Origin of the sequence: Corynebacterium sp. LK2537 (genome assembly GCF_040946485.1) — a bacterium.
GTDB lineage: Bacteria > Actinomycetota > Actinomycetes > Mycobacteriales > Mycobacteriaceae > Corynebacterium.
Genome location: NZ_JAYWLQ010000004.1, coordinates 224,917 through 243,446, shown reverse-complemented (window position 1 = coordinate 243,446; position 18,530 = coordinate 224,917). Strand labels below are relative to the sequence as shown.

General features: G+C 65.8%; 17 protein-coding genes. 13 read left to right on the top strand and 4 right to left on the bottom strand.

What is annotated here, in order from left to right; all coding sequences use genetic code 11:
- Positions 1-15: 15 nt before the first annotated feature.
- Positions 16-2,238 carry a choline BCCT transporter BetT gene (betT, locus tag VVS03_RS07310; protein ID WP_368520560.1) on the bottom strand — a complete coding sequence of 741 codons (2,223 nt, stop codon included), beginning with the start codon at positions 2,236-2,238 and terminating at the stop codon, positions 16-18.
- A 326-nt stretch (positions 2,239-2,564) separates the two neighbouring features.
- Here betT and betA point away from each other — a divergent pair, with 326 nt between their 5' ends.
- From betA to VVS03_RS07250, 12 genes are all read left to right on the top strand, one after another.
- Positions 2,565-4,334 carry a choline dehydrogenase gene (betA, locus tag VVS03_RS07305; RefSeq protein ID WP_368520559.1) on the top strand — a complete coding sequence of 590 codons (1,770 nt, stop codon included), beginning with the start codon at positions 2,565-2,567 and terminating at the stop codon, positions 4,332-4,334.
- Between the two features lie 104 nt (positions 4,335-4,438).
- Positions 4,439-5,077, top strand: a complete 639-nt coding sequence (locus VVS03_RS07300; protein ID WP_368534473.1) for a LysE family translocator — start codon at positions 4,439-4,441, stop codon at positions 5,075-5,077.
- Between the two features lie 148 nt (positions 5,078-5,225).
- Positions 5,226-5,903 carry a LysE family translocator gene (locus VVS03_RS07295; RefSeq protein ID WP_368534474.1) on the top strand — a complete coding sequence of 226 codons (678 nt, stop codon included), beginning with the start codon at positions 5,226-5,228 and terminating at the stop codon, positions 5,901-5,903.
- Positions 5,904-5,907: 4 nt separating this feature from the next.
- Positions 5,908-6,237 carry a YbjQ family protein gene (locus tag VVS03_RS07290; RefSeq protein WP_070768555.1) on the top strand — a complete coding sequence of 110 codons (330 nt, stop codon included), beginning with the start codon at positions 5,908-5,910 and terminating at the stop codon, positions 6,235-6,237.
- A 10-nt stretch (positions 6,238-6,247) separates the two neighbouring features.
- On the top strand, positions 6,248-6,541 hold the full coding sequence (locus VVS03_RS07285; RefSeq protein ID WP_368520556.1) for an RNA-binding S4 domain-containing protein: 294 nt from the start codon (positions 6,248-6,250) through the stop codon (positions 6,539-6,541).
- The gene (locus VVS03_RS07280) at positions 6,542-7,357 is read left to right on the top strand and encodes a VOC family protein (RefSeq protein WP_368534475.1); all 816 of its coding nucleotides are present in this window, start codon (positions 6,542-6,544) and stop codon (positions 7,355-7,357) included.
- Positions 7,358-7,654 carry an MGMT family protein gene (locus VVS03_RS07275; RefSeq protein WP_290224161.1) on the top strand — a complete coding sequence of 99 codons (297 nt, stop codon included), beginning with the start codon at positions 7,358-7,360 and terminating at the stop codon, positions 7,652-7,654.
- 4 nt (positions 7,655-7,658) lie between these two features.
- Positions 7,659-8,015: a multidrug efflux SMR transporter gene (locus VVS03_RS07270; protein ID WP_368521450.1), complete on the top strand. Its 357-nt coding sequence runs from the start codon at positions 7,659-7,661 to the stop codon at positions 8,013-8,015.
- Positions 8,012-8,329 (top strand): multidrug efflux SMR transporter, encoded by a 318-nt coding sequence (locus tag VVS03_RS07265; RefSeq protein ID WP_368520553.1) that lies wholly within the window; start codon positions 8,012-8,014, stop codon positions 8,327-8,329. Before VVS03_RS07270 ends, VVS03_RS07265 begins: the two co-directional genes overlap by 4 nt.
- Positions 8,330-8,371: 42 nt before the next feature.
- A complete protein-coding gene (locus VVS03_RS07260) occupies positions 8,372-9,097 on the top strand; it encodes a hypothetical protein (RefSeq protein WP_368520552.1) in 726 nt (241 codons plus the stop codon).
- Between the two features lie 20 nt (positions 9,098-9,117).
- Entirely contained in the window at positions 9,118-11,052 is a 1,935-nt protein-coding gene (locus VVS03_RS07255; RefSeq protein ID WP_368521451.1) for a M13 family metallopeptidase, read from the top strand.
- A gap of 2 nt (positions 11,053-11,054) precedes the next feature.
- Positions 11,055-11,957 (top strand): alpha/beta hydrolase, encoded by a 903-nt coding sequence (locus VVS03_RS07250; protein ID WP_368521452.1) that lies wholly within the window; start codon positions 11,055-11,057, stop codon positions 11,955-11,957.
- A 5-nt stretch (positions 11,958-11,962) separates the two neighbouring features.
- Here the strand turns inward: VVS03_RS07250 and VVS03_RS07245 are convergent, their stop codons facing one another.
- A complete protein-coding gene (locus VVS03_RS07245) occupies positions 11,963-12,547 on the bottom strand; it encodes a hypothetical protein (RefSeq protein WP_368521453.1) in 585 nt (194 codons plus the stop codon).
- Between the two features lie 155 nt (positions 12,548-12,702).
- Here VVS03_RS07245 and VVS03_RS07240 point away from each other — a divergent pair, with 155 nt between their 5' ends.
- Positions 12,703-12,867 carry a hypothetical protein gene (locus VVS03_RS07240; RefSeq protein WP_368520548.1) on the top strand — a complete coding sequence of 55 codons (165 nt, stop codon included), beginning with the start codon at positions 12,703-12,705 and terminating at the stop codon, positions 12,865-12,867.
- A gap of 41 nt (positions 12,868-12,908) precedes the next feature.
- On the opposite strand, the gene VVS03_RS07235 is transcribed toward VVS03_RS07240, so the two are convergent.
- Together VVS03_RS07235 and VVS03_RS07230 are read right to left on the bottom strand one after the other, a co-directional pair.
- A complete protein-coding gene (locus VVS03_RS07235) occupies positions 12,909-16,367 on the bottom strand; it encodes an arabinosyltransferase domain-containing protein (RefSeq protein ID WP_368521454.1) in 3,459 nt (1,152 codons plus the stop codon).
- 58 nt (positions 16,368-16,425) lie between these two features.
- Complete coding sequence (locus VVS03_RS07230) at positions 16,426-18,408, bottom strand: galactan 5-O-arabinofuranosyltransferase (RefSeq protein ID WP_368520546.1); 1,983 nt, start codon at positions 18,406-18,408, stop codon at positions 16,426-16,428.
- Positions 18,409-18,530 lie beyond the last annotated feature (122 nt).

Sequence of the window (18,530 nt, the reverse complement as noted above, 5' to 3'; positions counted from 1 at the left end):
TCCGGTCTACCAGAACTAATTATCCTCGCGCCAGATCTGCTCGGGCTCTGCGCCATCGGAAACATCGGACTCACCTGGGCGTTCGGACTGCATGTGCAGGAAGGCCAGGTGGCGTTCGTAGAGATCCAGCACGTTGTTGATGAGCTGGTTCTCGCTGTAGCCGTAGACGTCGTAGCCCAAAGAACCGGTGAGATCGTAGACCTCGAGGCGGAAGTATTCCTTCTGATCACCGGCCAGGAACTCCGGGCATTCGGAGGCCACGGGGAAGAGCTGGTAGCGGAACTTGCGCTCGTTGTGCAGCGTGACCTGCAGGTCCAGCTGGGGCAGTTCCAGGTCAGGCAGCTCGCTGGTCAGCAGGATGGCGTCGTAGCCGCGCTGGCGCATCTGGACCGCGACCTTTTCCAGGGCGAACTCGGCGGTGTTCCGCATATAGGTGTCCATGTCCTGCTTGGTCGGGTAGGTATTGGCGCGATCCAGGCGCTGCTTCCAGCTGTCGCCGTCGGCGGCGATCCGGTCGGTGCGGCCGGAGATAACGCCGTGGAGCGCGGTGGTGCGCGCCTCCTTCTGCAGGTTTTCCAGGCGCAGCGACTTCCACAGGGAGAACATCACCAGGTAGATGACCACGGCGAAGGGCAGGCCCATGACCACGGTGGCGGACTGCACCGTGGCGATGCCGTCGATCTGCAGCAGGGCCAGGGTCAACAGACCCACGGCGATGGACCAGAAGATGCGCAGCCAGCGGGTTCCGTCTTGGCGACTGTCGGTGATCTTCGAGGTGAAGTTCGACATCACCAGCGCGCCGGAGTCGGCCGAGGTGATATAAAGCAGCAGGCCGATGCCCGTGGTCAGCAGGATGATGAAGCCCGAGGCCGGGAACTCCTGCAGCATGTCGTAGAAGCCCTGCTCCGGGATGTTGACCGCGTTCTCGGCGAACTCGGGGTAATCACCCGAGCGCACCATGTCCAGGGCGGTGTTGCCGAAGAAGGACATCCACATCAGGATGAACAGGAACGGGAAGGTCAGGGTGCCGAAGATGAACTGGCGCAGGGTGCGCCCGCGGGAGATACGCGCCAGGAACAGGCCCACGAAGGTAGCCCAGGCGATCCACCAGGCCCAGAAGAACAGGGTCCAGGACTGCATCCACTCGGCCGTGGCGGCCGGATCATCCGTGAAGGCCATGGTGTCCATGGTCCAAGACGGGAACTTGGAGACGTAGTCGCCCACGTTCATCACGATGGCGTCGAAGAGGTAGGCCGTCTTGCCGAAGACCACGATGTAGATCATCAGTGCGATGGCCAGGAAGACGTTGAGCTCCGACAAGAAGCGGATGCCCTTGTCCACGCCCGAGACGGCGGACAGGGTAGCGATGGCAATCGCGATGATGATGAGGGCGGACTGCAGGCCGAGGCCCTGGTCGATATCGAAGATGAGGTGGATACCGTAGGACAGCTGCACCACGCCGATGCCCAGGGAGGCGGTCACGCCGAAGACGGTGCCCAGCATGGCGGCGACATCTACGGCGTCGCCGACTGGGCCGTGCACGCGCTTGCCAATGAGCGGGTACAGCGCGGAGCGGATGGCCAGCGGCATGTTCAGGCGGTAGGCGAAGTAGCCGAAGGCCATGCCCATCAGGGCGTAGAGCGCCCAGCCGGTCAGGCCGTAGTGGAACATGGCGTAGACGACGGCCTCCTTGGCCGCCTCCATGGTCTCCGGCTCGCCGGTGGGCGGGGCCAGGTACATGGTCACCGGCTCGGCCACGGCGAAGAACATCAGGTCGACGCCGATACCGGCGGCAAAAAGCATGGAAGCCCACGCGAAGGTGTTGAACTTCGGGCGCGAGTGATCCGGGCCCATCCGGATATTGCCGGAACTGGAAATCGCGATGTAGAGGACGAAAACGACCGCGATGGTCGCGGTCAGGATGTAGAACCAGCCGAGGTTGGTGCTGATCCAGCCGGTGACGCTGGCCAGCGTGTTGGCGGCGTGTTCGCGGCCCAAGCCGGCGTAGAGCGCCATCGCGATGATCAGCACACTGGAAACGGTGAAAACGGGCCAGTTCGTCTTGGGCGGCTCGACCTCGTCGGCACCGACATCGGAGCCGGTCTCCGCCTTGTAGCTGCCTACCAGGGCGCGGACCTGGTAGCGCGATCGACGTTTGGTGCGCGCCTTACCTTCTGAGGAAGGTTCGGCGTTAGTAGGTTGGGGCGATTCAGGATGATGCTGATCGAAATTCGCCATGGATCACTCCTCTGAAGTTATTAGCGCCCTGGCCCGCACCGACGCCCAAACGGACATAGACGGGCTTAAGGCTAAACGCTCAAACATATTTGATTCATATATTCGAAACGGCGCAAAAAACCCGAGCGCATTTAGGGTGGGAAGGGGCAAAGGCACTATCGAAAATACCAGTATGGAACACGTCAAACTTATCCTATTCTGGGCAAAATGCAAGCTTCTCAGGTAGGCTCGTTATGTAAGTAGGAGCGGAATAATGCGTATTTGTCCATGCACTGATTGCATAATATGCATTTCTGAACACCGCGAAGAAAGGAAGTGCTTTCCGTATGGGTCTATTAGACAAGGTGACTAAGAATAACTCGAAGAAGGTAACTGACGAGGTAAGCGACGTGGTTGTTGTCGGCGGCGGCTCCGCCGGCTCCGTGGTCGCTGCTCGACTGACTGAAGATCCCGAAACCCGCGTGCTGGTCCTGGAAGCCGGCCGCAACGACTCCCTGTGGGACCTGTTCGTCCACATGCCGTCGGCGTTCTCTTTCCCGATCGGCGCCAAGCACTACGACTGGATGTACGAGTCCGAGCCGGAACCGGAGATGAACGGCCGCCGCGTCTACCATGCCCGCGGCAAGCTGCTGGGCGGTTCCTCGTCCATCAACGGCATGATTTTCCAGCGCGGTAACCCCATGGACTACGAGAAGTGGGCCGACAACCCGGGCATGGAGCACTGGGACTTCGCCCACTGCCTGCCGTACTTCAAGAAGATGGAGACCGCCACCGGCGCCGACCCGAACGATCCGCGACGCGGCCACAGCGGCCCGCTCTACCTATCCCGCGGTCCGGCCACCAACCCGCTGTTCCAGGCCTTGTTCAAGTCCGTCCAGCAGGCGGGCTACAACCTGACCAACGACGTCAACGGCTACCGCCAGGAGGGCTTCGCGCCGTTCGACCGCAACATCCGCCACGGCAAGCGCTGGTCCGCGGCCCGGGCTTACCTGCACCCGAACAAGCAGCGTAAGAACCTGGAGATCCGCACCCACGCCTTCACCACTAAGGTCCTCTTCGACGGCCAGAAGGCCATCGGCGTGGAATATGAGTGGGAAGGCGGCGTCCACCGCGTCTACGCGGACAAGATCGTGCTGTCTGCCGGCGCCATCAATACCCCGCAGCTGCTGCAGGTCTCCGGCATCGGCGACCGCGAGCTGCTGGAGTCCCACGGCATCGAGGTCGTCAAGCACCTGCCGGGCGTGGGCGAGAACCTGCAGGACCACCTCGAGGTCTACATCCAGTACGAGCTGACCAACAACACGGATTCCTCCCAGCCGTACCTGGATAAGTGGCGCTGGCCGTTCATGGGCCTGGAGTGGCTGCTGACCAAGAAGGGCCCGGTGGGCACCTCCCACTTCGAGGCCGGCGGCTTCGTGCGCTCCAACGACAAGGAAGCGTACCCGAACCTGATGTTCCACTTCCTGCCGATGGCAGTGCGCTACGACGGGCAGAAGGCCGACGTCAAGCACGGCTTCCAGTGGCACGTTGGCCCGATGTTCTCCGACACCAAGGGTTACGTGCGCATCAAGAGCGCCGACATCCACGAGAAGCCGGAGATCCTGTTCAACTACCTGCGCACCGACCAGGACCGCCGCGAGTGGGTCGAGGCCGTGCGCGTGGCCCGCTCCCTGCTGGACACCGAGGCCATGGAGGAAGTCGGCGCCCGTGAGTTCAGCCCGGGCTCCGACGTCCAGACCGACGAGGACATCCTGGAGTGGGTCCGCAACGACGGCGAGACCGCGCTGCACCCGTCCTGCACCACCAAGATGGGCTCCAAGGACGACGAGATGGCTGTCGTCGACCCGGAGACCATGCAGGTCTGGGGCATCGAAGGCCTCTACATCGCCGACGCCGGTGTCTTCCCGAACGTCACCAACGGCAACATCTACGCCCCGACCATGATGGTGGGCGAGAAGGCCGCCGATCTGATTGCCGGCCGCACCCCGTTGGAGCCGGAGTACACCTCCTGGTACAAGGCCGGCGAGGACATGCCGCTCTACGCCGAGGGCGAGAAGGTCCGTGACCACAAGGACGCCATCGAGGGCGCCTGGTAAACCCACGGAAAACGCTCCGTTACACTAAAACCGTCACCTGCCACCCCGGCAGCGTGGCGGTTTTTCAATGACTGCCCCTTTAAATTACGGAAGGTAGAAACCCCATGAGCATGGCCTCCCTGCTGACGCTCATCGGCGTGTGGATAGTCCTGCTGGTAACCCCGGGCCCGGACGTGGTGCAGGTGATCCGCACCGCGCCGCGCTCGCGCCGGGCGGGCCTTTTGTGCGCGGCCGGGATCGCCACCGGCACGGGTGTATGGCTGGCGGCCTCCCTGGCGGGCCTGTCCGCGCTGATTGCCGCCCGCCCGGAGCTGCTCAGCGGCTTGCAGGTCATCGGCGGCGGGGTGCTTATCTACATGGGGCTTAGCTCCCTGCGCGGCGGGCTGCGCACGAGCCAGCCCGAGGCCGCGCAGCCCGAGCGCGTCCAGGGGGTGCTCACCGCCGGCAAGTCCTATCGCCTGGGGCTGATGACCAACCTGTCCAACCCGAAGGCCCTGGTGTTTTTCGGCGCCGTCTTCGCCCAGTTCCTTTCCCCGGGTATGTCCGCGCTGTGGACCGTGGCGGTCGGCCTCATCCTCTTGGCCATCTCTTTCGCCTGGTTCGGCGGCTTTTCCCTCGTCGTGCGCACCGCCGCGCGCTGGTTGGCCCGGCACGGCAACTGGCTGGACATCGTCGCCGGCATCATCTTCACCATCTTCGGGCTTGTCATGGTGGTGGAAGGAGTCATGGGCCTGGTTAATTAGCCCAGTACACAAACCTGTTTCCCACTAGGTGGGATGGAGCGTACCTTCGATGGCGGTATCAACTCCGCCGTTTGCGGAGCCAAAGAGAGCTCATCCAAGGTCCCGATGTGCGGTCGGGGCCTTGCAGTCGTTTCTACAGGAGGTGCGCGTGTCTTTAGTCTCTTTGCTCACGCTGGTGGGGGTGTGGCTGGTGGCCATGGCCTCACCGGGGCCCGACGTCATCCAGATCATCCGGCTGGGGTCCCGCTCCACCCGGGCGGGGCTGTGGGCGGCCCTGGGCAGCTCCACCGGCCTGCTGCTCTGGGTGGTGGCCTCGCTGGCGGGCCTGTCCGCCCTGATCGACTCGCACCCGGGGATTCTCATCACGCTTCAGCTGCTGGGCGGTACCTACCTGCTGTGGATGGCCTACAGCGCTATCAAGTCCGGGCTGGCGCAGCGCCGCGTGCCCGCCCGCGTGGTGCAGACGGAGACCTTCCAAGAGGACAACCCGGATTCGGCGCCGCGGGTGTGGATCACTGCCGGCAAGGCTTACCGGATGGGTTTCATCTGCGATCTGTCGAACCCGAAGGTCGTCATCTTCTTCGGCGCGGTCTTCTCCAATTTCTTAGAGCCGGGCATGAGCCTGGGCTGGTCGGTGCTGCTGGTGGTGTTGCTGGTGGGCGAGTCCCTGGCGCTTTTCGGCGCCGTCGCGCTGACCGTGCGGGCGTTTTCGCGCTGGATGTCGCGCCACTCCTCGTGGGTGGATCTCTTCTCGGGCGTGGTCTTCCTGCTCCTGGCCGCGTTCATCCTCTACGAAGGTGTGCGCGGGGCAATCGGGGTAGCCTAAAGGCATGATTTTCACGACGACGAACACAGTAGAAGGCCGCGAGATCGACACCTACCTGCGGGTCATCGCCGGCGAGACGGTTTCCGGCATCAATTTCTTGAAGGACTTCGGCGCGGGCATCCGCAACATCACTGGCGGGCGCTCCGCCGGCTACGAGGAAGAGGCCGTGCGGGCCCGCGAGTCCGCCCTGAACGAGCTGTGGAACCGCGGCCAGGAGCTGGGCGCGGACGCGGTGATCGGCATCGCCTTCGACTACACGGTGCTGGGCACGTCCAACAACATGCTGATGGTCACGGCCTCGGGCACCGCGGTGACGCTGAAACCCCAGCGGTAGACTGGTCCGCATGGCGGAAATTCTAGTGCCCATTGCGGGCGAGTCCATCAAGATTGGCCAGTTCCTCAAGCTCGCCAGCGCGGTGGCTACCGGCGGCGAGGCCAAGGAGCTCATCGCCGCCGGCGAGGTCACCGTTAACGGTTCGGTGTGCCAGACGCGCGGCGAGAAGATCGTGCCCGGCGACCGAGTGCAGGTAGCCGACGCCGTCTTCGTGGTGGGCCAAGCCGACGACGCGGACGACGACTTTTTCGACGAGGCCACGGCCGATGATGATTTTGACCCCGAGAAGTGGAGGAACCTGTAGATGCCAGCATTCGAGGCCGAGGTAGGCCTGCCCTTCTGGATCGACTTGACCACCGCAGACCATCCGGCCTCGGCGGAGTTTTACCGCTCCGTGCTGGGCTGGGACATCGAGGGCGAGCCGGGCGGTTACCAGACCGTGACGGTCAAGGGGCTGCCGATCGGCGGGTTTATCCCGCAGCCGGAAGGCGCCCAGACCCCGGATACCTGGGTCACGCATTTCCTGTCGGCGGATATCGCGGCCGACTGCGAGCGCGCGGAGCGCCTCGGCGGCAAGGTGATGGCGGATCCGCGCTCCATCGAGCGCGGGCAGATGGCGCTGCTGGTGGATCCCACCGGTGGCCTCTTCGGGCTGATCCAGCCCGCGGCACCCACCAGCTTTACCGCCGGCGGCGAGCCCGGCTGCGCGGTCTGGCACGAGCTGAGCGTCACGCGGGATTTCTCCGCGGCGCTCGACTTCTACGGCGAGCTCTTCGACTGGGAGCTGCGCACCAGCCCGGGCAGCGCAGGGGAGATCGAATACGCCGCCGCGGAGGCCGAGGGCGCGGCCTTTGCCGGCTTCTGGAACGCGCAGGGACAGTTCCCGGACCAGGTCAATAGCTTCTGGCAGACCTTCCTGGGAGTCGCGGACCTCGACGCCGCGGTGGAGCAGGCGCAGGCCCACGGCGGGGAGGTCATCCGGCCGGCCGAAGAGTCCCCGTTCGGCCGCATGTGCCTGCTGGCCGATGCCACCGGCGCGACGGTTACCCTGGTCGAGACCCCGCCGGCGCCGGAGGAAGAGCCGCGCGAGTCCGACGACGTGCTCAACCTCGGCGGCTAAGTGAAAGAGACGGTCCGCAGCGTCTGCGCGGCCATCCCGGCCGGCAACGTCACCTCCTATGGCGAGGTGGGCAAGGTCGCCGGCGTAGGCGCCCGCTACGTCGGCTGGTTCTTGAGCCGGCATGGCGCGCAGTTGCCGTGGTGGCGCGTGGTGCGCGCCGACGGCACCTGCCACGATCCGGACCGCGCGCGGGCCCACTGGCAGGCGGAAGGAATCGCGTTTTCCGCAGGTAGAGTGGATATGCGGCAGTGCGGTATCGCCGCTGAAGAATTACAGTCCATCTGGCAAAGGGGTTGAGTGTTTGCGCGCTGGGTTTTTCCTCCTGCTGGCGATTGCCAGCGAGGTGGTCGCCACCTTAGGACTGAAAATAGCCCTGGATCATCCGTGGGTCTACGCGGTGGTGGTGGCCGGCTACGCGGCGGCCTTCGCGCTGCTGCATAGGGTCCTCAAGCTGGGCATGGCCATCGGGGTGGCCTACGGCATGTGGGCCGCCGGCGGGGTAGTGGCCACCGCCGCGCTGTCGGCGGTGTTGTTCGGGGAGACGCTGACCTGGTTGAAGATTACCGGAATGGCGCTCATCGTGGCCGGCGTCGCCTGCGTGGAGATGGGCGCCAGGCCGCGCCCGCAACCGGCCCCCGTGGAGGTGGGTACCGTATGAGCTGGGCGTATATCATCCTCGCGGTGCTCTGCGAGGTCGCCGGCACGATGAGCCTGCGGATGTCCGCGGTGCGCGGCGGGCGCTGGTGGCTGTTGGCCGTCATCGCGGGCTACCTCGCGGCCTATGTCTTTTTGTCCCTGGCCCTGCTGGAGGGAATGGCCCTAGGCGTGGCCTACGGGATCTGGTCCGCGGTAGGCGTGGCGTTGACGGCGGTGCTGTCCTTCCTCTTTTTCAAAGAGCCTTTCACCTGGCTGAAATCCCTGGGCGTGGCGCTGATTATCGGCGGGGTGCTGCTCGTGGAGATGGGTTCTTAAGCAACCCTGTATTTCCCGCCGGCCGCGTATTAATATCAGGGCATGCGCTATTCCGTCCCCTGCGCTGCGGTGATTATCGCAGCGATCGCCAGCCCCGCCGTCGCCCACGCCGCGCCGTCTTTGACAGGTGTGCCGGAGCGCACCCAGGTCACGGTCCGGCACGCCAGCGGCTGGAGCATCGCCACGCCGAACGCCAACGAGTCCCGGCCGGCGCTGTCGCTGGCCAAGCTGTACCTGGGCTACTGGGTGCTCAAGCACGGCGCCGCGGCGGACAAGGCGCAGGTGGAAGAGATGATCCGGGTCAGCCACGACGGCATCGCCACGGACCTAGACGCCCGCTACCCGCAGGCCATCGACGGCGTGGCCCGCCAGTTCCGCCTGCATGCCACGCACCGCAACGGCTACTGGGGCAACTCCGTGACGTCGACGGAAAACATGGCCAGGTTCATCGACGCCATCCACGGCGACCCGGCGGCGGCGCCGCTGTTTCGGGGCATGAACACTGCTGCGCCGGTGGCGGCCGACGGCTACCGCCAGGACTTCGGCACCGCCACGTTGCCGGGCATGGAAGGCACGAAATTCGGCTGGTCCGACAGCCGACACATCCACGCTAGCGTTTCCCACGGGCACGGTTTCACCGTCGCAGCGCACACCTTCGGCACGGCCGGCGAGCACACCGCCGACGTGCGCCGCGTGGAACCGGCCGCGCAGGCGTGCGGGGCCGTCAACCGGGCGGTAGCGCAGATGGGGTCGTCGCGAGTCTGCTAACTCGCCTAAGCTGGGTGGGTATGAAAGACCTTTACCAGTTTGTCAATGGACCTTGGCTCGACGCACACGTCATCCCGGACGATCGCGGCGTGGACGGTACGTTCCACGGCCTGCGCGATGAGGCCGAGGAGATGGTGCACGAGATCGTGCAAAGCGATGACTCCCGCCCGGGCGCGCTTTACGCCTCCTTCATGGACGTCGACGGCGTCAACGGCGCCGGCCTCGCCCCGTTGGATAAGGACCTAGACCGCCTGGCCGTCGAGGACATGGACGCCCTGGCGGAAGTCCTGGGCCAGCTCGAGCGCGAGGGCGTGGGCGCCCCGGTGACCTTCTGGGTGGAAAAGGATTCCGGCACCGAGGACGCCGTCCCTTACCTCATCCAGTCGGGCCTGGGCCTGCCGGACGAGGCCTACTACCGCGAGGAGGCGCACGCGGACACCCTGCGCGCCTACACCGAGCACGTGGCGCAGATGCTGGGCTTTTTGGATCCGGCCCGCCTCTTCGGTCTGGGCGCGGAGGTCGCCGCGCAGCGCGTGGTGCAGTTGGAGACCGACATCGCCGCCGGCCACTGGGACGTGGTCGCCACCCGCAACGCGGTGGAGACCTACAACCCGGTTGAGCTAAAGGACGTGCCCCGCGTGGCGCAGACCATCGTGCGCGCCGGGGGAATCAAGGACGGCCGCGTGGTCTCCATGATGCCGTCCTACTTCGACCACCTGGCCGGCCTGTTTACCGAGGACCGGATCGCCGACTGGCAGCTGTGGGCCACCTGGCACATCCTGCTCTCCCGCGCCGCCCTGCTGCCGGAGAAGGTGGGGGCGAAGAACTTCGAGTTCTACGGCACCCGCCTGTCCGGGGCCACCCAGCAGCGCGACCGCTGGAAGCGCGCGGTGGGCCTGGCGGAGAGCTTCGTGGGGCAGGAGATCGGCCGCGCCTTCGTGGACAAGCACTTCCCGGCCTCCTCCAAGCGGGAGATGGACGAGCTGGTGGACTACCTGATTGCCGCCTACCGCGAGCGGATTAGCACCCTGGAGTGGATGACCCCGGCCACCCGCGAGCGGGCGCTGGAGAAGCTGGGCCAGTTCAAGGCGAAGATCGGCTACCCGGATACCTGGCGCGACTACGGGGACTTAAGCTTTAGCCCCGCGGGCGCCGACCTGGTGGACAACGCGCGGCGCGGCGCGGCCTTCTCCCACGACTACGAGCTGTCCAAGGTGGGCAAGCCGGCCGACCGCGACGAGTGGGTCACCACCCCGCAGACCGTGAACGCTTTCTACAACCCGGTGGTCAACGACATCACCTTCCCGGCGGCCATCCTGCGCCCGCCGTTCTACAACCCGGAGGCGGACGCCGCGGAGAACTTCGGCGCTATCGGCGCGGTCATCGGCCACGAGATCGGCCACGGCTTCGACGACCAGGGCTCGCAGTACGACGGCCTGGGCAACCTGAACTCCTGGTGGACGGATGAGGACCGCGCCGCGTTTGAGAAGCTCACCGCCCAGCTGGTGGAGCAGTTCGACGGCCAGGTGCCCACGGTGCTCAAGGACAACGGGATCGAGTCCTCCGGCGTCAACGGCAAGTTCACCCTGGGGGAGAACATCGGCGACCTGGGCGGCCTGGGCATCGCCGTGGTGGCCTACCAAAACTACTGCCGCGACAAGGGCATCGATCCGCACGAGAAACTCGCCCCCTTCGAGGTCGATGGCGCCGAGCCGGAGCTCCACGAGCAGAACTACTCCGGCCTGCAGCGCCTGTTCCTGGCCTGGGCGCGAGTCTGGCGTACCGCCATCCGCCCGGAGATGGCCACCCAGTACCTGGCCATTGATCCGCACTCCCCGGCGGAGTTCCGCTGTAACCTGATCGCCGCCAACGTCGCGGAGCTCTACGAAGCCTTCGACGTGCCGGCCGATTCCCCGATGTACGTCGCCCCCGAGCAGCGCGTGACCATCTGGTAGTTATGAGCACTCCGGATAACGCGCGCCCCCTGGACGAGGGCCAAGAATGGTTCATCGGCGGCCAGGACCGGCAGCTGGACGACGACGCCCAGCTCGAACAGCTGGCCTCCTATATCGACGCCCACTACGAGCTGCCGGACTTCACCCCGCCGTGGAAGGGCGGGGCGGGGGATCCGGCCCCGGCGGACAACTACTGCGCCCAGCTGCCCGACCGCGTCACCCACGCGGCCATGATGGTCCTGGGCACCGGGGTGGACCACAGCCTGCCGGGCGTGGCTTTTACCCGCGACGTGGAGCAGACCGACCTGCCCGAGCTCCCCGCCTGCCAGTTCTCCTCCACCCAGGAGACCGCGCATTCGGGCCCCTGGGTGGTCAGCCTGCACTCGGGCGGCTGGTGGCGCGGTTCCGGTAGCGCCCTGGACATGCAGTGGCGCCCGGAGGTCGCCGCCGCGGTCGGGCTGAGCGGGGCTCATGCCGTGGACCTGGACTACCCGCTGGCGCCGCAACACACGGTCGGGCAGATGCTCGAGGCGGTAGCCAAGGCCGTCGAGTACTGCCGCGCCCAGGGCGCGGACAAGGTCGTGGTCTGGGGTTATTCCTCCGGCGCCGCACTGGCCGCACTCGCCGCCCCGCTTGCCGATGCCCTCGTGCTCACCTTCCCGGACTTCGGCGCCCTGGCGGCCCTGCCGGACGAGCTGCGCGCAGGGCACGAGCTCCCCGACCCGGAGAGCTGGCCGACAACCTTCCTCCAGCTCGCCCGGCAGGACGAGGTCGCCGCCCACCCGGACGTTAAGGGCAGCCACATCACCACCCGGGACTACGCCGGGCGGCACCGCTTCCAGACCCCGACCGTCATGCGTCAGCGCATCCGTGACGTTGCGGAGTTCCTCCGCGGGTTGAGCTAACGCAATTAGCTTTCCTGGGTAGCAGGTGCGACATCCATGGTCCGACCATAGAGTTTCACCTGCTTCGCGTTGTTCGGGATGACGAAGGCCCGGTAGATGCGGGACTTCTCGCCCCCGTGCCGGATGACGAACCAATCTTCCGCGCCGTCCGTGGCCATCTGGCAGTCGACGGCGAAGTCGGCTTCCTGGGTGAAGCCCTCGTCGTCGATGATCTCCGGACCCTCGAGCATCGCGCCATTAGCGCTCATGGGGTTGTCCAGCTTCTGGACGTCGAATTCTCCCCACACCTGCAGGTATTGCTTGCCCGAGGCGAGATCGTCCTGCTCGGGAACCCCGTAGGTGCCGTAGTGGCACTCCTCGCCCACGGTGGCGTCGGTGATGGTGAGATAGGCCTCGTTGTCGGGCAGCGAGGAGGTCTCGAAGGGAGTGCCAAACTCGATTGTCTGGGACTCGTTGGTTGGGGCCTTTGTGGTACTGGGCGCTGCGGCGGAGATCGTCTCCCCTGCGTTGTCTGTTTGCTCCCCGCTAGTGCAGGCAGCAGCGCTAAGGGCCGTGGCGGACAGTAGAACAAGGGTGAAGACTCTCTTCATGGTTCCTCCCTAGATGAGACAGTAAAGATGAAAAGAGTGTAGAAAAAGCGCTGGACACCCGGGCGTTTTACTTCGAAACAGTTTTCGATAGCAAATTCATGCCTCTGCTACGCTGGCCCTTGTTCATTGACTAAGCCACAGCAGGAGGACAGCACATGACCCCATATTTCAACGCCTTACTCGCCTTCATGGTGGTCTTTTCCATCGGTGGGGTTGCCTTCGATGGGTTTGCTTCCGTGGAGCGCTCGGTGGTGCTCGTGGCGGTATCCTACGCTGCGGCCATGGGGGTTTATGTCCTGACTAAGCGTTTCCAGAAATAACCCGCCTCAGCCGGGGTTTTAGCTGAGGCGGGTGCGGAGGGCTATTCCTCGCCCTCGGGGCGGACGTTCATCTCGGAGTTCTTCCACCAGCCGGAGCGGGTGATGTCTTCCAGATTGATGTCGGCCTTGTCCGGGGCGATGCCCTCGGAGTTGGTGCGCAACTCGTATTTGTAGATGGAGCCCCAGTCGCGGTCCCAATCGTTGTTGAGGTAGCTGGGGATTTCGTAGGAGTAGTTCACGGCCTCCGAAGTGGACATGGCGCCGCCGCCGCTGAAGGACTGGAAGTCGGTCAGGGAGGTCTGCGCCGGAGCGTCCGGTAGGATGCGGAATTCCGGAATCTCGGTCACGCCGGCGTAGTGGTCGAAGGTGCGCTGGCAGGGGAACTGCAAGGCGGTGGACCAGTCCAGCAGGGCCGGGCGGGAGCTGTCGAAGCGCGAGGTCATGCTGGTCAGCTCCGGCACGCGGGGCGGGGTCACGGCGACCCAGTCGTCCTCGTTGGTGGAGTCGTCCACGGCGACGATGCGCACGACGTTGGCCTCGTCCGGGATGTCGGCCAGCGGGTAGCGCAGGTTGCGCCACTTCGGGGTGGCGCCGACGTCCATCATCTCAATCTCGCCGGTGTTGGAGACGCGCCCGGTCTCGTCCGCGGTGCCGTATTCGAGGGTGACGTCCATGCCCTCCTGCTCCACGCCGTTGACGTCGTGGTGGCGGATCTTACCGGCCACGCCGACGGTGATCAGCGGGGAGTTTTCCTTCTCCTCCGGCAGGTTAAACCACTTGGTGGTCAGCTTCGCGGTCGAGTTCTGGCCCGCGTTGTAGGAGCCTAAGACCGGCACCTGGTGGTAGTCGAAGTTGAACGGCAGGTGCTTGACCGAGCCGTTGACGCCCGTGGTGTCGCGGGAACCGCCCTCGGAGGCGCCGGATTCCTCGGCCGCCTTGCTGGCGGAGTCCTTGTGGCTGGAGTCCTCGGAGTCGTCGGAACCGGTAGCGTCCGAGTCGGAGACGTCCCCGCCGGCGGAACGGTTGCCGCCGGAGGTGGCGGAACCGGCCGAGCCGGAGTCACCGATAGCGCCGACCGACGCGGAGTTCTGCGCCTCCGGCTCGATATCCTCCGGGATGCCGTTGGGGTCGAAACCGTAGTTGTCCTTGTCCGGATCGGTTAAGGAGTCACCCAAGTCGCCGTCTATCGGGGCCAGGAAGGCGTCGTTGGTATTGGTCTCGATCATGGCTTCATCCGACAGCGAGCAGGTCTTGCCCGCCAGGGCCTGGGTGTTGCCCTTGCCCACGCTGTAGGCCGGGTACTGGTCGACATAGGCCTTGGCGAAGGAGGCCACGGAGATACCCACGATGAACGCGCAGGCCAGCGCGATAGGCGCCGACATGACCCCGGCCCAGCGGGACACCCGGGCGGCCTCTTGGCGTGCGAATTCGTCGGTGGCGCCGGCGGCCTCGGCCTTCGCCTTGCGCGAGTTGTGGCGGAAGGACTGCCAGATGCCTATGCCTACGAGGATCAGCCCGATGGCCAGCAGCACGGTGTTGGCCTCGATGGCCCGGAACTGGATGGTGCGGTCCCACCACGGCACGCCGAAGGAGGAGACATACCACCAGGCATTCCAGCCGGCGGTGGAAAAGGCCAGCAGAATTACCACAGCGGCCAGGGAGAAGGTCCTCGCCCGCGGCGACTTTAGCGCGATCTGGGACAAGACCACCGCACCGAGCGCGGCGATGACGCCGGCCACCCCGGCGTAGATGCCGAAGTGGTGGGTCCACTTGGTCGGGGTGAACAGCAGGAAGAACATGGACATGGCCACGATGAGCAACAGGCGCCGGGTGATGTCCTGCGGCGCGCCCGCCACGCGGTGGTCCTTGATGTAGGCGTAGATGATGAGCACCAGGCAGAACAGCATGGTGAACATGGCGAAGCGGCGGGTCATGGAGCCGTCCACGGACTGCTGGAACAGCGTGGAGTAGCGCACGTACTCGGAGTACCACGGCAGCGCCGGGCCGACCTCGGAGCGCACGCGGATGGACTCCATCACCGCGGCTAGGGTCTGGTCGCCGAAGACGGCCACGAAGATCGCCGTGCCGGAGGCCAGGAAGGGAGCGATCATGCTCAGCCAGCCGGTGGCCCCGCCGCCCAGCAGCGGCAGGCGCTCGCGCATGATCTTGAACAGCTGCGGCAGGCAGACCAGGAAAACGCCGACGGCGAACAGGCCGGTCGGGCCCGCGCCCAGGGTCAGCGTGGCGGCGATGGTGCCCACGGCCGCGGGCAGCAGGCGGCGCGTGGCGATGGCGCGCTCAAAGGAGGCCCAGGTGAAAATCACGCCGAGCGCGATGACCGGTTCCGGGCGGACACCGTTGTTGTACGGCAGCCAGAAAGCCAGGAACATCAACGCCGCGGTCCAGTGGGCCACGCGGCGCGAGTCAATCAGCTCGCCGAAGCGGGGGAGCAGTTCGCGCGAGAGGATGAACCAGATGAGAAACGCGGAGACCAGCGCGGGCAGGCGCATGAAGACCGAGGTCGCGGAAATCTGGGACAGGAAGGCCACCAGGTCGTAGTACGGGGAACCGAACGGTGACTCCGGCACGCCGTACCAGCGGTAGTAGTTGGCCATGTAGTCCGCGTTCTCCGAGACCCGCCCCATGGTCAGGATGAAGCCGTCATCGGAGGTGTTGGCGCCGAAGATATGCCAGAAGACCAGCACCGCGGCGACCACACCGTCCAGCGGGCGGATCTTCTTCCAGGACTCCGGCATGAAGCCCGGGCGCTTGCCGTCCAAGCGGTCGATGCGCCACAGCGTGAACAGGCTGACCAGCACCATCGCGAGGCCGCCCCACATGGCCAACGACTTGATCAGGGTGGGCGAAGAGGTAAACCGCGAGTTGATCTCGACCTGGACGTCGAGCCCGTCCGCGCGCAGCTGGGCGAGGTTTTCCGGGGTGTCTTCGATCTCCGAGTAGGCGCCGGTGACCTGCGGGCGCAGGTCGTCGTCATCGATCGACTGGGAGAACGGGCCCACCTTGACGGTGGTCTCGTCCTCGGTCGAGGAGATGTGGATGACGTCCTTGTCGTCCAGGCGCTCCATCTGATCCGGGGTCAGGGAGAGCACGACCTCGTTCAGGGAGCTGACCGACAGGCCGAAGTCGCCCGCGTTGACGAAGAGGCCGCGGTCGGTGGCCTCCTTGGAGGAGGCCGGCAGCGTGCCGAAGAGCTGGGTCTGCCCCTCGCGCAGTTGGTCGATAGCGGAGACCGGGATATCGGCCTCCAGCTGTTCCGGCGCCAAGGAAATGAGCGGCGCGTTGACCGAGTTCAGCGAGTCGTCGCTGGGCCAGCTGAACGAGGACTGGACCTGGTTGACCGGCAGCAGCGGCGTGGCGATAAACAGCACGAAGCCCACCAGGCCCGCCACGATGGCGCTAAGACGGAGCCACCCGGGGGCGGGGGAGCCGTGGCTGGTGGGTTCGGCTGGCGTATACGGAGTTGCGAGGCTATCTGACACGGCGAATAGTTTACGGCACCGCGGCTAAAACTCCATGTCGCGGCATACCTTCCGCCGGCTAATCCGTGCGGACGGCGACCACGAAGGGGCCGACCTGTTCCATCGCCCAGTGCGCCTCGTCGAAGACCTCGGAGTCGAAGAAGACGGCCCGGTAGCGCACGTTCGGCTGGTTCGGGTAGATGTCCTCGGCCAGGTGGGTCTTGAAGCCGTCGGCGGAGTCTTCCAGGCTGCCGCGGAAGAGCATGGCGTCCGGCCCGCGCCAGGGGGCCGAGTCCAGGGCGTCGAGGAACTCCTCCGGGGTCTGGTCCCAGGAGTCGTTGGCCCAGGTCTCGATCTGCTCGTTGCGGGCGTCGAACTGGCCCAGCGGGTTGGCGTAGTGCGAGGTGAAGGCGTTAAAGCCCCAGTAGGGGTGGTAGGCCATGAACAGCTTTTCGTCGGTGAGCATCACGGATTCGTTGGGCACTACCCCGTGGTCTTCCAGGAAGCGCTGGATCTCCTGGTAGTGGCCGGAGGAGTCGCTGGTGTAGCGGTCGGCGCGCTCGCCGTAGCCGTCGGTGTCCGTGTAGGCGTGATCGATGGCGGACTCGTTTTCCTCGGGAATGCGCTGGGCGTAAAAGACCCCGCCCAGCACTAACACGGCCATGAACGCGGCGGTGATGCGGCGGTTGGTGGCGGGGCTAAAGCCCTGCGGCCAGAGCTTGTCGATGCCGTGCATGCGCACCTCGGCCAGCGCCAGGACGCCGGCGGTGGCCATGATGAGGACCACGAGGATTTCCAGGCGGAAGCCGAGCAGCGTGCTGCCCAGCAGGGTCAGCACCATCGATGCCGCGATCCACAGGTAGGCGCCGCCGAGCGCCCAGCCCAGGGTCCGGATGTCGCGGTTGTTCTGGCGCAGGAACAGGTACACCAGGCCGATGAGGCAGAGCAGCCCGATGATGGTCGGGGCCAGGAAGGGCACCGGGATCTGCGTGCCCTCTTCCGGCAGGTAGTGCTGCGCGGTGGAGTTGATGGGGACATCGGAGCGCAGCACGCCGAGGACGTACGGGCCCCAGCAGATGGCGGCCAGGGCCAGCGAGCCGACTCCGATGCAGATCAGGCGCACGATGGGCTCCCAGCGCCGCTCCAGCACCGCGGTAATGATGGCCACGAAGCTGACGACGGTCAGGGAGATCGCGCCGGTGAACAGGGTGTAGAAGGAGGCCGAAGCGCCCAGGAAGAGCGCCAGGCCTAGCGTGGACAGCCAGGAGCCGTGGAAGGCCCGGGAGCACAGGAAGGCCGCCGCCGGCACGCCCATCGCGATGACGGCGGAATAGGGCTCTTCGGCGGCAATGGTCAGCGTCACGGCCGTGGTGGTCAGCGCGATAGCGGTGGCTACGGGCAGGGAGCCGACCAGGCGCTGCCACAGAGGCACCAGGAGGCACCCGCACATGGCCAGGGAGATTAGCGCCCAGGGCTGGAAGACCTCCCAGCCGGGAATGCCCAGCACGTTGGCCAGGCGCCCGCCCAACCAGAACCAGCCCATCGGGTAGAAGGTGGGCAGATCCAGGTAGTTCATGTCCGCGTGCGTGGCGGTATCCGCCATCCGCGTCAGGAACTGCGTGCGGAAGACCTGGTCGACCTGGATGCCGGCCAGCCACAGGCGGCTGGCCGACAGCGGCAAGCCGATGGAGGACAGCACCAGCAGCGCCGGGGAAAGGTAGGACACGACGGTGGTCAGCCAGGCGCGCCAGCGCGGGCGCGGGCCGGCCGAGTGCTCGTCCCGGATCCAGAAAAACAGCAGGACGCCTACCACCACCAGCGTGGCGACAATACCTACCGTGGCCAACGCGCGCGTGACCATCGAGGTCGAAAACGCCGGCAGGGACACCGAGCGGAAGACTGCCCAGCCGGCCAGGGTGACCAGCCCGCCGCCCAGCGCGGCGAGCAGGATGGCCAGCAGCGCCGGCCCACGGCCGAGCTCATCGCGGTGATCGCCGAACTGGGACAGCGGCCGGGCGGAGGCAGGTGCGGAAGGAGTTGTCACGGTGGACTCAGTGGACATGCTCTCTAGTTTCTCATATAGCGCGGCTCGTTCCTCATAGCGCACGCTGCGAACGGGGATACTGGACGAGGCTGCGTACGTCGCTATACAGCACCAGGGATCTTAGGTACGGTGATACGCGG

Coding starts and splice junctions, on each gene's coding strand:
- VVS03_RS07280 (WP_368534475.1), top strand. CDS start 6,542: ATGCCAGCATTCGAGGCCGAGGTAGGCCTGCCCTTCTGGATCGACTTG.
- VVS03_RS07230 (WP_368520546.1), bottom strand. CDS start 18,408: ATGTCCACTGAGTCCACCGTGACAACTCCTTCCGCACCTGCCTCCGCC.
- VVS03_RS07300 (WP_368534473.1), top strand. CDS start 4,439: ATGAGCATGGCCTCCCTGCTGACGCTCATCGGCGTGTGGATAGTCCTG.
- VVS03_RS07245 (WP_368521453.1), bottom strand. CDS start 12,547: ATGAAGAGAGTCTTCACCCTTGTTCTACTGTCCGCCACGGCCCTTAGC.
- VVS03_RS07250 (WP_368521452.1), top strand. CDS start 11,055: ATGAGCACTCCGGATAACGCGCGCCCCCTGGACGAGGGCCAAGAATGG.
- VVS03_RS07260 (WP_368520552.1), top strand. CDS start 8,372: ATGCGCTATTCCGTCCCCTGCGCTGCGGTGATTATCGCAGCGATCGCC.
- betA (WP_368520559.1), top strand. CDS start 2,565: ATGGGTCTATTAGACAAGGTGACTAAGAATAACTCGAAGAAGGTAACT.
- VVS03_RS07290 (WP_070768555.1), top strand. CDS start 5,908: ATGATTTTCACGACGACGAACACAGTAGAAGGCCGCGAGATCGACACC.
- betT (WP_368520560.1), bottom strand. CDS start 2,238: ATGGCGAATTTCGATCAGCATCATCCTGAATCGCCCCAACCTACTAAC.
- VVS03_RS07240 (WP_368520548.1), top strand. CDS start 12,703: ATGACCCCATATTTCAACGCCTTACTCGCCTTCATGGTGGTCTTTTCC.
- VVS03_RS07285 (WP_368520556.1), top strand. CDS start 6,248: ATGGCGGAAATTCTAGTGCCCATTGCGGGCGAGTCCATCAAGATTGGC.
- VVS03_RS07255 (WP_368521451.1), top strand. CDS start 9,118: ATGAAAGACCTTTACCAGTTTGTCAATGGACCTTGGCTCGACGCACAC.
- VVS03_RS07265 (WP_368520553.1), top strand. CDS start 8,012: ATGAGCTGGGCGTATATCATCCTCGCGGTGCTCTGCGAGGTCGCCGGC.